At 43.6% G+C, this 12,499-nt stretch carries 12 protein-coding genes and 1 pseudogene; 4 read left to right on the top strand and 9 right to left on the bottom strand.

The window, feature by feature from the left end:
* Positions 1-166: 166 nt before the first annotated feature.
* Positions 167-337, bottom strand: coding sequence for a hypothetical protein (locus FLM53_RS15690; protein WP_017632012.1), 171 nt, complete (start codon positions 335-337; stop codon positions 167-169).
* Between the two features lie 278 nt (positions 338-615).
* Here FLM53_RS15690 and FLM53_RS15685 point away from each other — a divergent pair, with 278 nt between their 5' ends.
* Positions 616-1,104 (top strand): Lrp/AsnC family transcriptional regulator, encoded by a 489-nt coding sequence (locus FLM53_RS15685; RefSeq protein ID WP_004732526.1) that lies wholly within the window; start codon positions 616-618, stop codon positions 1,102-1,104.
* A 118-nt stretch (positions 1,105-1,222) separates the two neighbouring features.
* Here FLM53_RS15685 and FLM53_RS15680 read toward each other — a convergent pair whose 3' ends face one another.
* Together FLM53_RS15680 and FLM53_RS15675 are read right to left on the bottom strand one after the other, a co-directional pair.
* Entirely contained in the window at positions 1,223-1,930 is a 708-nt protein-coding gene (locus tag FLM53_RS15680; protein ID WP_136982554.1) for a DUF445 family protein, read from the bottom strand.
* A 286-nt stretch (positions 1,931-2,216) separates the two neighbouring features.
* Positions 2,217-4,067 carry an ABC transporter ATP-binding protein gene (locus tag FLM53_RS15675; RefSeq protein WP_176679092.1) on the bottom strand — a complete coding sequence of 617 codons (1,851 nt, stop codon included), beginning with the start codon at positions 4,065-4,067 and terminating at the stop codon, positions 2,217-2,219.
* Positions 4,068-4,667: 600 nt separating this feature from the next.
* On the opposite strand from FLM53_RS15675, the gene FLM53_RS15670 reads away from it, so the two are divergent.
* On the top strand, positions 4,668-5,642 hold the full coding sequence (locus FLM53_RS15670; RefSeq protein WP_017067108.1) for an arginine deiminase-related protein: 975 nt from the start codon (positions 4,668-4,670) through the stop codon (positions 5,640-5,642).
* A gap of 134 nt (positions 5,643-5,776) precedes the next feature.
* Here FLM53_RS15670 and FLM53_RS15665 read toward each other — a convergent pair whose 3' ends face one another.
* From FLM53_RS15665 to FLM53_RS15645, 6 genes and pseudogenes are all read right to left on the bottom strand, one after another.
* Entirely contained in the window at positions 5,777-6,409 is a 633-nt protein-coding gene (locus tag FLM53_RS15665; RefSeq protein WP_176679093.1) for a triacylglycerol lipase, read from the bottom strand.
* A gap of 188 nt (positions 6,410-6,597) precedes the next feature.
* A pseudogene (locus tag FLM53_RS24045) lies at positions 6,598-6,797 on the bottom strand (AraC family transcriptional regulator); the annotation flags it as partial.
* Positions 6,798-6,815: 18 nt separating this feature from the next.
* The gene (locus FLM53_RS15660; RefSeq protein ID WP_050647610.1) at positions 6,816-7,391 is read right to left on the bottom strand and encodes a mechanosensitive ion channel family protein; all 576 of its coding nucleotides are present in this window, start codon (positions 7,389-7,391) and stop codon (positions 6,816-6,818) included.
* Entirely contained in the window at positions 7,391-8,326 is a 936-nt protein-coding gene (locus FLM53_RS15655; RefSeq protein WP_176679094.1) for a CorA family divalent cation transporter, read from the bottom strand. Before FLM53_RS15655 ends, FLM53_RS15660 begins: the two co-directional genes overlap by 1 nt.
* 327 nt (positions 8,327-8,653) lie before the next feature.
* Entirely contained in the window at positions 8,654-10,276 is a 1,623-nt protein-coding gene (locus FLM53_RS15650) for a phosphoethanolamine transferase (protein ID WP_176679095.1), read from the bottom strand.
* 231 nt (positions 10,277-10,507) lie between these two features.
* Entirely contained in the window at positions 10,508-11,092 is a 585-nt protein-coding gene (locus FLM53_RS15645) for a porin family protein (RefSeq protein ID WP_176679096.1), read from the bottom strand.
* A gap of 191 nt (positions 11,093-11,283) precedes the next feature.
* Here FLM53_RS15645 and FLM53_RS15640 point away from each other — a divergent pair, with 191 nt between their 5' ends.
* Both FLM53_RS15640 and FLM53_RS15635 read left to right on the top strand, forming a co-directional pair.
* Entirely contained in the window at positions 11,284-11,823 is a 540-nt protein-coding gene (locus FLM53_RS15640) for a hydrolase (RefSeq protein ID WP_176679097.1), read from the top strand.
* Between the two features lie 53 nt (positions 11,824-11,876).
* Positions 11,877-12,419: an AAA family ATPase gene (locus tag FLM53_RS15635; RefSeq protein ID WP_176679098.1), complete on the top strand. Its 543-nt coding sequence runs from the start codon at positions 11,877-11,879 to the stop codon at positions 12,417-12,419.
* The last annotated feature ends 80 nt before the right edge of the window (positions 12,420-12,499 follow it).

Here is a 12,499-nt window from a genome sequence, read left to right as displayed (position 1 = left end):
TTAGTGGAAACCTGTACTACGATATGGAAACTCAGCACTTCTGCCGCACGTGCAATTGCCGTTGCGAAACCGGAAGTACTGTTCCCCAAGTTGGCTTAGCCTAAATCATAGTAAGTACTTACTAACTTGATTCAAAAAACCTCCGTGTTAGGAGGTTTTTGAGTTTCTAGGCTGCCTTGAGTGCAAGCTCAGTTTCAATGGCATTGCCATCAACTTTCACTTCCCATCCATAGTTTGAGTATTCACTTGCTAGTGCTTGAGCAACATCTTTTGATACCGTTACGTGCGTCCATGAACCAATGCCGTAAGGTTTATATGCGAGTTCTTGCGTTTTCATAATAGAGTCATCCTTTCTCTTTGATAATTCTATTATTCACTTTGCCATATATCCTTTCTTTCGTTTCTGGCTCAACTTATTTGTTTATCGGGTCATTTCTATAATAATTTGTTAATAACTAGAGTTTGATTTATAAGGGTTGTTATCGATTTGTATGAATTTATATTTGGTGTGAATATCACTTGTGCATTTAGTTTTTAAATGTGTGAGCGGGGTTTTCTTCGATTGCTCTTAGTATGGAATATACTGAGCCGAATTTAGAATGTTTAAGGAATGTTATGTCTCAGCATCAACTCGATCGTATCGATAAAGAGATACTAAGAATTCTGCACATGAAAGGGCGTTTACCCGTGGTTGAGTTGGCCAAGCAGGTTAACCTAACGACATCCCCTTGCTCTGATAGACTCAAGCGATTGGAAAAAGAGGGCTACATAACGGGCTACCATGCTGAGCTGTGTTCAGAAAAGTTGGGACTCGATGTTCAAGTCTTTATCCATATTCGTCTCGATCAGACCAGTTTTTCGATTTTTGATAAGTTTGCCCAAGCCGTTGAAATGATGCCTGAGGTGGAAGAGTGTTATTCGCTGTCGGGAGACTTCGATACCATGATCAAGGTTCGAGTGAAAGACATGAAGGCATACCAAGCGTTTATGGCCACCAAGCTGGGTACGCTACCTGGCGTGATTCAGACCCGCAGTGAAGTGGTGATTGAGGAACACAAGAAGGGCTTTGGTGTTAACCCTGAGTTGTTGGCAACCTTAAAATAGGGCTCTGCTTTTACTTCAAGCGTGTTTGTTTCGATATAAAAAATGGAAGCTAATGAGCTTCCATTTTTTGTTGAGTGCCAGGAAAGGCAATCAGATAAGTTGGTTGTTGGTAAACCGATTACAGCGTAATTGCCGCAGAGATTAAGCCAATCACACCACCGAATACACCGCCCCAAACCACAAGCCAGCCAAGGTGCTTCTTGATCATGGTTTGAACCATCTCTTTTACAAGCTTCGGTGTTAGTTCATTCAAACGCTGATCGATGATCGCTTCAATGTTCTCTTTGATTTCGTCCATCATCGCTGGAGATTCTAGCTCTTCTTTGATGGCATTTTTTACCGAATCGCTCTTGCTGATTTCGATAACAGACTCTTGCATCTTTTCAACAAATGGCGCTTTCATTGGCTCCAGCGCTTCAGTACCACCAAACATTGCCAACATGCCACCAAATTGAGAGTTCTCGATGACATGGACCAGTGAATCGAATGCAGGGTTAAAGTCGATCTTCTTAATCACAGGCTCTAGGTTCAGTGATTGGCCGCCAGACATCTCGCTGCTCAGGAAGCGGTCGATGTTACTTTCAGTAAAGAACTGTTCCATCATCAATTGTTTGATGGCTGCTTTGAACTCTTCAAAGCGTGCTGGAATAACGCCTGAACCGTATAGGCCGGGTACTTTCTCGAACAACATGTGAATCGCAAGCCAGTTGGTGATAGCACCAGAAAATGCGAATAGGCCTGCATAAAGCAAGTATTGGTTTGCTGTCGCATAGCCGCCAGCAAGCAGCGCTAACGCGATAACGTTAGTTAAGACACTTTTGTTCATGGTTGATCTCTAGAAAGAATACTGCGCGCATTTTAAGAAAAAAACGCCAAGAAAAAAACAAAAGGATCGATGAAGTTTACGTAACAGGTGGGAAAGATTGCTGATCTAGGGGCATAAGAAAGGCTAGCCTCCCCCCGAAGTCTAGCCTTATTCCAGAACGCGCAAGCGAGGCGTTTTTGGTGTTAAAGTCATTATATAATTACGACATAACATTCTGCTACGTGTAATTTACCGTTAACTAACAAATTGGTGTGAATTACGCCGCACTTTTAAAATAGCACAAAAATTAAGCGCTGGTTGCCTGCTCAAGATCATCCGCAATGAAGCCACCCGTTTGGTGATTCCACAACTGTGCGTAGATACCATTCTGGTTAATTAACTCTTGGTGTGTGCCTTCTTCGACGATATTGCCTTCATCAAGCACGATCAGGCGGTCCATCGCAGCAATGGTCGATAGGCGGTGTGCAATCGCGATAACAGTTTTGCCTTCCATTAGCTCAATCAAACTCTCTTGGATTGCTGCTTCTACCTCAGAATCGAGTGCAGACGTCGCTTCATCCAGAACAAGCAGTGGTGCATTTTTCAAAAGAACACGTGAGATAGCGACACGTTGACGCTGACCGCCAGAAAGCTTAACGCCTCTTTCACCTACTTGAGCATCGTAACCAACGTTGCCAAACGGGTCGGTTAGGGTTTCGATAAACTCATGCGCGTGCGCCTGTTTAGTGGCTGCGTAAACTTCTTCATCTGATGCTTCAGGTCGACCGTAAAGAATGTTGTCTTTGATCGAACGGTGCAACAGTGAAGTATCTTGGGTCACCATACCGATGTTGCTGCGCAGCGAGTCTTGCGTCACTGTTGAGATCTCTTGATCGTCAATCAGAATGCGACCGCTTTCTACATCATGGAAACGCAGCAGCAGGTTAACCAAGGTTGATTTACCTGCACCTGAACGACCCACCAAGCCCACTTTTTCACCCGGCTTAATGTTGAGATTAAGGTTGTTGATCACGCCCTTGTTCTCGCCGTAGTTAAAGCTTACGTTGTTGAAGTTGATGCCGCCTTGTGGAACCTTAAGTGGCTCAGCGTCTTTCTTGTCTTCGATAGCGATTGGCTTAGACAGCGTTTTAATGCCATCAATCACAGTACCTAGGTTTTCAAACAGACCACCGATTTCCCACATGATCCATTTCGACATGCCGTTAATACGCAGAGCCAAGCTCACTGCAATCGCAATTGCACCCACGGTGATTGCGCTATCTAGCCATAGGTAGATAGAGATACCAGCAATGCTGAACACCAATAGATAGTTAGCGAACTCAACACAGATGTTGAAGCCGGTTACCAAGCGCATTTGGCGGTGCACAGTATCTAGGAAGCCTTCCATAACTTCTTCGGCGTATTCGGTTTCTCTTTTACTGTGTGAGAACAGTTTCACCGTCGCGATGTTGGTGTAACTATCGACAATACGACCTGTCATTAACGAGCGCGCATCGGCTTGTTCTGATGATACGTCTTTCAGCTTTGGTACAAAGTGCAGTTGTATACCGATATAAACGAACAACCAAATCAGCATCGGAGCCATCAAACGCCAATCTGACTCGGCAAGCATGAACAGCATTGCCGTGAAGTAAACCGTTACGTAAACAAACACATCAACCATTTTGGTCACGGTTTCACGCACTGCGAGCGATGTTTGCATTACTTTAGTGGCAACACGTCCGGCAAAATCATCTTGATAGAACGACAAGCTCTGCTTCAAAAGATAGCGGTGCGCCAACCAACGGATCGACATTGGATAGTTGCCCAGCAAGGTTTGGTGAAGCAAGAGCGAGTAAACACTGATCAAGATCGGCATCACGACCAATAACAGCACACCAAGCCCCATGAGTGTGGATTGGTTATCTGCTAAGAAGGTTTCTGGGTTGCTGGTTGATAGCCAATCAACCAGTTGGCCCATGTAACCGAACAACGCGACTTCGATGATCGCGATGGTCATGCTCATTAGGCCGAGCAAGATTAACGGCTTTTCAAAACCTCGAGTGTAATGGCGGCAGAATGCCAGTATTCCAGTAGGAGGTTGTATCGGCTCTCCCTTTGGAAAGGCTTCAGTAAAGCCTTCAAATTTTTTGTACATAGATTTCCCTTTATAAACGAATGCATCTATTAGCAACTGCATCGTCTGTGTAGCTTTGTTTTTATAGGTTCGATTAGAAATTTAACAGTCTTGATTTGAAATTATATAAGCGCCAATTCGTTCTTATAAGCATTAAGCCATTTGATGGATTTTAGTTTAAGCGTTTGGTTGAAAAACTTGGCTCACGAGTTCGTTTAACACTAATACGTTGTTTAAGCGATGTCGCAGGAAAGGTTCAAAGCGTGTCTTTCATGACGCGTATTTTAGATTGAATCGGACAGGAAAAGTTAAGCTTATTTCAAACGTAATTGATTGTTATGCAACGGTGATAATCCTAACGCTAAATGGATTAAATTGTAACCTAAACCCGCAGCAAGCTAGAGAATGAAGCTCGGATATTTATTCAGCAAATTCTGTATCTCATATGCAAACTGTTGGTTCTTTCTGATGTGCTGTTATCTTGCAGTAAAAATTACCGAATAAACTGAGTTTTGCAGGAATTGTTTGGGATAAATATTCAAATCATTATTCTTTTCAGTGAATCTTGTCGTAACAAGTTGTTTACAATTCTGAGGTAAATAAAAGATAGGGACGGTTGAGATGTTAAACCTACACAAAAAATCACTTCACATTACTAATGTTCAAAACGCCAACTGCGTTGTTATGGTGCCGCCAAAAGAATTTAAATTTAATGAAGAAACGGCACAAGATAATGAGTTTCAGAACAGAGTTAATCTGACCGAAGCTGAAGTAAAATTAGAAACCATGGCCGAATTTAAGGCAATGGTTGCTTCGTTGCGTAAAGAAGGTGTGCAGGTTGTAGAGTTTGATTACCCAGAACTAGGTGTGGAAACGCCAGATGCGGTCTTCCCTAATAACTGGTTTAGCACCTGTGGCGACGGAAGCTTATTTACGTTCCCTATGGCGTGTGAAAACCGTCAAAATGAAGTGAAGCCAAATGCCCTTATTGAAGCACTTGAAGCGTCTGGTCGCATTGTAAATCACAGTGAGTCTCTAGAGTCTTACATTGCTCAAGGTTCTTATCTAGAGAGCACGGGTGTGATGGTGATCGACCACATTAATAAGACCATCTACGCGGCGCTTTCTCAGCGTTGTGACCGTGAAGTGTTAGAGGATTATGCGAAGCGTATTGGCTATTCTCGCGTGGTGTCATTCCAAACTGCACTGCCGTCTGGTCAGCCGATCTACCACACTAATGTGATGATGGCGATTGGTGATAACTTCTGCGTGATCTGTGATGAAGTGATCCCAGAGTTTGAGCGCCGTTTTGTGGTGAAGTCGCTTGCTAAAGATAAGCAGGTTATCTCTATCTCAATCGATCAGATGAACCGATTCTGTGGCAATATCCTACAGTTGGAAACCGTGAATGGTGACAAGGTGATTGCGATGTCTCAATCGGCTTACGATGCGTTCTCTCCAGCTCAGTTAGCGCAACTTTCGACACACGGTAAGCTGCTACCATTCAATGTGAAAACGATTGAAGATATTGGTGGTGGTTCGGTGCGATGCATGTTGGGTGAGGTGTTCTTACCAACACGAGTAAATCGTCTATAACAAGTACTCACTTGCAGTCATGAATCTTTGAATACCACTCTTATCTCAGAGTGGTATTTTTGTTTTTATCTATCATAAATAAGAGAACAAGAGCTCGATAAAGGAGCAAATGTGCGAAAGCTAACGTAAATAAGCTATGAAGCGCTCTTGAAAGCCCTGTGTTCGATGAACTGAGTTGAGAGTGCAACCACTTCCTTAGAGTACACAAGCGCCGTGTGATTAAGCTTGAGCGCGCAGGTGTCTGTTGCACCCCGCAGGTTCGCATCTTCAAGCGTAACTGTGCCATCTCCTGGGTTTCTGCCCAACACAATGCGCCCCACACCTGCGTCGTAGGTGCCAGTAATCACGCCAATCGGCACATCAATATCATAATCACCCAAGCCATCGCTTAAGATCATCTTGCTCGAACCAAATATAAATCCAAGACCATGATTCGACAGCGTTTTCGCGATAGTCGCGCCATTGTGTGGAGTCCCTGCGGTAATGATGCAGGTGTCGGCAAAGTTGGGTTGGTAAAACTTAAAGTAGTGGCGGATCAGCAAGCCACCGAGTGAGTGACCAAAGAAGTAGACTTCATCGTGCTCATCAAAGCGTGCGTTCACGAATCGGTTAAGGCGTTTAGCGGCAGAAGGGAAGCGCAGTGAGTTGTAAGCGAACTTGTGGGTTTGAAAGCCGCATTTTTTGAAGTTTCTATCCAGATATTGCATGATCAACGCAGGCATATATAGACCATGAATTAAAACTATATGTTTGTTTTTATTATTCATTTTTGTCCTCCGTCTGATGGTGTCTCCAGTATATTTAGTCGCAAATCTAAACTCAATAAAACTTGCGGCTAATGGGACACAAAAGACAGAGGTGTGCATTATAGACAGGACGTTTGTTATAGATAGAGCGTTCGTTATAGAAAGAATGCGCGTTATAGACAAAGAGTGCTTGATAGACAAAGAGTGGGTTAGTCCGATCTCACTCCACCATACACATCAATGGTTAGGCCGCCTTGTTTAGCGTAAGTATCGGGTGTCAGACTTTTTACCTTATTGAAGCTTCTCTCTAATGCCCTTTATCGCCAAGCTCTGCAATCGGTGTTGAACTAAGCTCTTTTAATATCTTACGAATCAGTTCGCTGTGTCTATCTGTTTGACATGCCGATATCTAAGGCACCAGTAGATCTTATGATTTTGAATTTTCAGTTTTGGTTAGCTCAGTATCACCTGCTTCACTTTTTGCTTCAGGTTCAACCAAAACTTTGATTACGCCTTTTTGTAGGATCAGGTTATTAGGGTAGGTGATGATGTTGCCTGAACTGTGTCGAAGAATAACGTGGAACATTGTGATATCGATGATCACACCGCTGATGTCTTCGTCTTTCTCCGCGACTCTTACTCTGTCGCCAATGCGATAAGGGAATACGAAAAATATTAGTACGCTGGCTGTGAGGTTACTTAGAATCGACCATTGCGCGAATAATGCGACACCCAGCACCGCAAATATGGATGATAAGAATAGCGAAATATCACCAAAACCTAAGTTAAGAACAATCGTAAACACAGCGATGAAGAGTAGAAACAGAACAATATTGAAACACTTAATCACGAACTGCTTTCGCTTCAATTCGACGCGCTTATTTTCCGCTAATGTTTCTATCCAGTTCTTACCTAAGCGTTTGATCACCCAATACACAGTGATAAGAAGTAAACCTAAAACCACTTGTCTAAGCCACATATTGGATTGCAAAAACTCAACCATTAAATAAACCTCAATTTTTTCAAAATAACGACCTCTGCCGCTACGACCACGAGCAGCCCAATGCAAAATAGTGGGAATGCTATTGGGTTATCTGTTCCGGGTATTCCAGCAATATTGACACCCAGCAAACCGGTGAAAAACCCAGCAGGGAGGAAAATACCCGCAATGATAGAAAATAGGTACGTATTTCTATTCATTTTTTCAGCTTGTTGCTGACTTAGGCTCGCTAAAAATACATTAATTTGTTCGATGTAAAACTCAACAGACTCATTAATTCTCAGGATGGTATCAAGGCTGTTCTTTATATGACTGTTGTGCTTACTCAATGGTACAGGCAGGTCACTCATTAAGTCCTCAAAAACGTATTTCTGTGGCTTCAAATAGCGCCTTAGTCTAAGTAGCCTTGAATGCAGAGCGTTAATGGATCTTATGTCGATATTGGATTTAGATTCTAACTCGTCAATCAAGAGTTCGACGGGTACTAGGAAGGTTGAAATACTGTGGTTGATTCCACGTATCATGCCCAACAATACATCAGGTAAAGATGTCGGGCCTTGGTTTTGTTTGAGGTCGGATATCAGATTACTGACCGCTTTTGAAGGAACTTTGCGTGTCGATATTAAAGTGCCTTTGTACCATAAGATGCGTAGGCTAAGCATGTCGTCAGGGTTAGCACCTTCGTTTAGATTAATGCCTCGCAGAATCATCAAAAAACAGTCGTGGCCAAACTGTTCGAACCGAGGGCGGGTGTCATCGGTGAGTAATGAATCGATGATGGCATTTGGAACCGTATTACAGTGGAGCCATTCTCTCAAACCGTCAGCATCTCTTTGGCAGTGATACCAAGTTGATTGCTCGAATGAGGCTGGGCTGGTGATGTGTTCATGTGCCACACCCTCAGAAAATTGCCAGCTTGAAATTATGAAAGCGTCCATTCATTTGTCCTTAAAGATATGACGTAAACATTGATATTGTGGCGCCATTCAGGTGCCGTATTGAACTGAGCTTAATCTTGGTAAGTTCAATGAGCGATGTGAGTGAGATAAAGTCTAACAAGACAGGTTGGTCTTTGGAGCACGACGGACTCTTCCATTATTGTCTCCATTAAATGTAGCTCATTGTTTCGTCGTTATAAATTAGCACTCTGGCTCCATGTTAGCGACGAAAAAAAGAAAAGACCGAGGTCTTTTCTTTTTAGGGGAACTTGAGGAGAGCTTGTTCAGGCAACTCAAGTTTTTCGATGGTTTACATAAGCAAAAGCACTACCGACATGCTGCAAAAATATCTTGGTTCGCTCGGTATTCTTTGGTTTGAACGTCCATCAGGCCAAGCAAAGAGTCGAACAGATTATCGTGTGAGAAGCTCTGCTCTTTGCCTGCTTTACGCAAGCATGTGTCACTGATGCCTTTCTCAGCAGCAAAGCTATCCGACATCCAAAAGATCAGTGGAACGTGGGTTTGTTCTTTTGGAGCGAGAGAGTAAGGCATGCCGTGTAAATAGACGCCATTTTCTCCCAGAGATTCGCCGTGATCGGACACGTACATCAACGCCACGTTGTATTTGTCGTTCAGTTTCTCAAGCTTTTGCATCGCCTGTGAGAGGAAGAAATCCGTGTACAAGATGGTGTTGTCGTAGGTGTTAACCACTTCCTCTTTGGTGCAGTTTTCAATATCGGCGCGAGCGCAATCAGGTGTGAATTTCTTATGTTCATCTGGATAGCGTTCGAAGTAAGTAGGGCCATGAGATCCGGCAATATGATAGAAAATGATGCTATCTTGGTTGAGATCTTGAGTATCTTGCTCGAAGTTCTCCAGCATCGCCGTGTCGTAGCACACATCGTTATTGCACAACGGGTCGCTGTCTTTGGCGACGAGCGTCATCTCTTTGATTCGGTGTGCAACCGCCTTGTCTCCACCATCATGTTCTCGCCAGATAGAGTGAATGCCCGCGCGGTTCATGATGTCGACCACGTTATCTTGGTTATAAGCTTTGTCGCGGTCGTAGTTGCTGCGATTCATGTTCGAGAACATACACGGCACAGAAACCGCAGTGGCTGTTCCGCACGACTGAACATCGGAGAAAAATATCGGGTTGTAAGGCTGGGTGTGAGCGTTCGTTTCTCTTTCATAGCCATGATATTGGTAGTTATACACGCGTGCGGTTTCGCCCAGCACAAACACCAATAAGGTCGGTTTGGTTGCCGCTTTAGCTTGCGGTGTTTGCTTCGCATCTAATCCTAGCTCTTGGTAGGGGATAGGTTCTTTGATGTAGGTGTTATTGATGTATTTGACTGCGGATGACACATATTCGGTTGGGATGATCATCTTTTTGATGTGCGAGTTATTACGACCAATCGAGACATAATCTTTGTAAAACAACCCAGCAATAATCGCGATAACAATCAAAGAAGAAAGCAATCCAATCGACTTCCAGACAAAGAAATCTTTCCATGATTCTCGCTTGAGTTTGGTAAACAGTAACATCAGTGACGGGACAATCCCCATCGCGAATAACCACAAGATGGAGTGGGTACTTACATAGCTTGCTGCTTCGCCGCTATTGGTTTCGAAGACGTTCTCTATCATCCCATAATCGACATAGATGCCGTAATTGAACATGCTGTAGCTGACGAGTGTTGAGGTGATGAGCAAGAAGATAAAAAATGGCTTGGAGAATATCGGCCAGTTGAAGACTTGGAAGATAAAATTGAAGGCAGCAAGGAAGAAGATAGGGATGGATATAAGAAACGCAACGCTTTCAGACTTGGACGCCTGAACAATACTAAACAGCTCTTGGGAGAGAGGGATGTTGATGACAAGCAGATAATATACAGCCAACACAAAGGGCAGCTTGTTTATCGACATGTTTAAGCTTGGTAGATTCATAGGTTTGTTTTCCTGCGTCTCTTATCCCTTTATTTTAGTCTCGCTACCAAGAAAGCTCTAATATCAACGCATAAAGCTCAATTGGGCGGTGATGAGCGATAACTGGTTAAAGTGAAATGACGCGATAGGCGTGTAGAAACAAAAAATTCACTTTACTGAGTGACCTTCATGACAAGGTGGAACAGCAAAGTGAATTAGTATGTTCAGCTTATTCTACGTGGTTCAATCACATTAGAAGTTGTATGAACCACCGAAGCTAATGCTGTTGAATGCAAGCGTATGGTCACCGCTTTTGAATGAGCCGTTACTTCCAATTGAGTAGTCATTTACGCTTACCGCATCTGCTTGTGAGATTAGGCGCAGCGTTAGGTGCTCAACCGGCGTGTATTCAACACCAACACCAAAGTGGAAACCTGTACCGCTATCATCATCGTATCCTGCACCGCTATTCGCATTGAGGTCGACAGAGCTTAAACCAGCCAATACGAATGGGCGGATTGTGTTGTCGAATGTGTAACCTAGGTTTGCTGACACAGAAATAGACGTTGGTGAAAGCTTGTCAGTGCTGTTTTTGTAGTTTGCGTAATCTGTGTAGCCAAGTTCCACGCCAACGATACGGTTGAATTGGTAACCGCCGTATAGGTTGTAACCCATGCCGCTAGAATCTAAGCTAGGCGCGCCATCTGTATCTGAATCTTGGTAGACGCTAAGGCCACCACCAATGTATGCGCCGCCGTCAGTGCCTGCTGCTAAAGCTGGAAGAGAAACCGCGCTGATCAAGCCCAGTGCTAATGCTGATTTCGTTATCTTGTTCATTTTTCTTACTCACTCTTTAATGTCATGTCAGTATCAATTATTTTTGTTTTGCGACCTTTCGACCGTTGATGACCATTATTCCGTAGTCTTTTATGTATTACTGTATGGCTTTGTAAGCTGAATCATTACATAGTAGAAAGAGTGTGCATCAGATTGCATTTGGATAAGGCTTCCCAACACAAGGAGTAAACATGCTAACGAAACAAAAGACAGGTTTGGTGGTTGTGGATGTTCAGGGCAAGCTCGCACGCCTTGTTGATGAGAGCGAGACATTGATTGCTAACTGTGGAAAGTTGATTGAGGGAGCTCAGGTTTTAGGTCTTCCTATTGTGAGCTTGGAGCAGAACCCAGAGAAGTTGGGGGCAACCGTTAGTGAGCTGAATGACCTATTGAGTGACTCTAATCCGATACCAAAATTCACGTTCAACGCGTGTAACGAGCCTAAGTTTGTTGAGGCAGTGCAAGCCAAAGATGTGGATACGTGGTTGGTGTGTGGTATTGAGGCTCATATTTGTGTTTATCAAACTGCAATAGGTTTGTTGGAGCTCGGGTACAAGGCTCAGGTAGTTGGTGACTGTGTTAGTTCGCGAACAGCATTGAATAAGAAACTGGCTATCAGTCGATTGCGGGACGCTGGTGTCCAAATTACGGGATTAGAAATGAGCTTATACGAGCTTGTGAAAGATTGCCGCACACCAGAATTTAAGTCCATTCTATCCTTGATTCGTTAACTTGGGTTTCGTTAGGATTCGATTCGTTATCTTTCCCCTTTGAAGAGGTTCATTTGAATAACCTAATTGTATTTACCGGTGGGCCGGGTTCAGGCAAAACCTCGGTCATCGACGCTTTGAAAAGCAAGGGCTATCGCTGCGCACCAGAGGTCGGGCGTAAAGTGATTCAACATCAAGTCGAACAGCAAGGTCACGCCTTACCATGGTTAAACAAAATGGCTTTTCGTGACGAAATGGTGCGAGAAGAGTTAGCCAATTATCAAGCCTTCGAATCGAGTGAACAGCCGGTTTTCTTTGATAGAAGCATCGTGGATTCATACGGTTACAGCTTGTTAGAGACGTTGCCTATTCCAGAATCCTTACTCAATAGCTGTAATGAGCTTGCATACAACGCCAAGGTATTTATCTTCCCGCCTTGGGAGTCTATTTTCATCAATGACCAAGAGCGCAAGCAAGATTTTGATGAAGCGATCGCCACTTACGAAAAAATGGTGGCAGCCTATACTCAGTTTGGTTATCAGCTGGTGGAAGTACCTAAGTTATCTGTTGAGGAACGAGTCGAGTTCATTTTAACTTCAATTGACTCAGGCGAGTAATTTCTAGCAAATCCACAACTAAAATGTATGGTCCGCCCCGTTATTGCAACTACAATTAAGTAATAACGGAGTTGGTTTGC

This window comes from Vibrio sp. Scap24 (assembly GCF_013394185.1).
GTDB classification, from domain to species: Bacteria; Pseudomonadota; Gammaproteobacteria; order Enterobacterales; family Vibrionaceae; genus Vibrio; species Vibrio pomeroyi.
The sequence above is the reverse complement of the archived record's forward strand: the minus strand, read 5'-3'. Positions and strand labels throughout refer to the sequence as shown.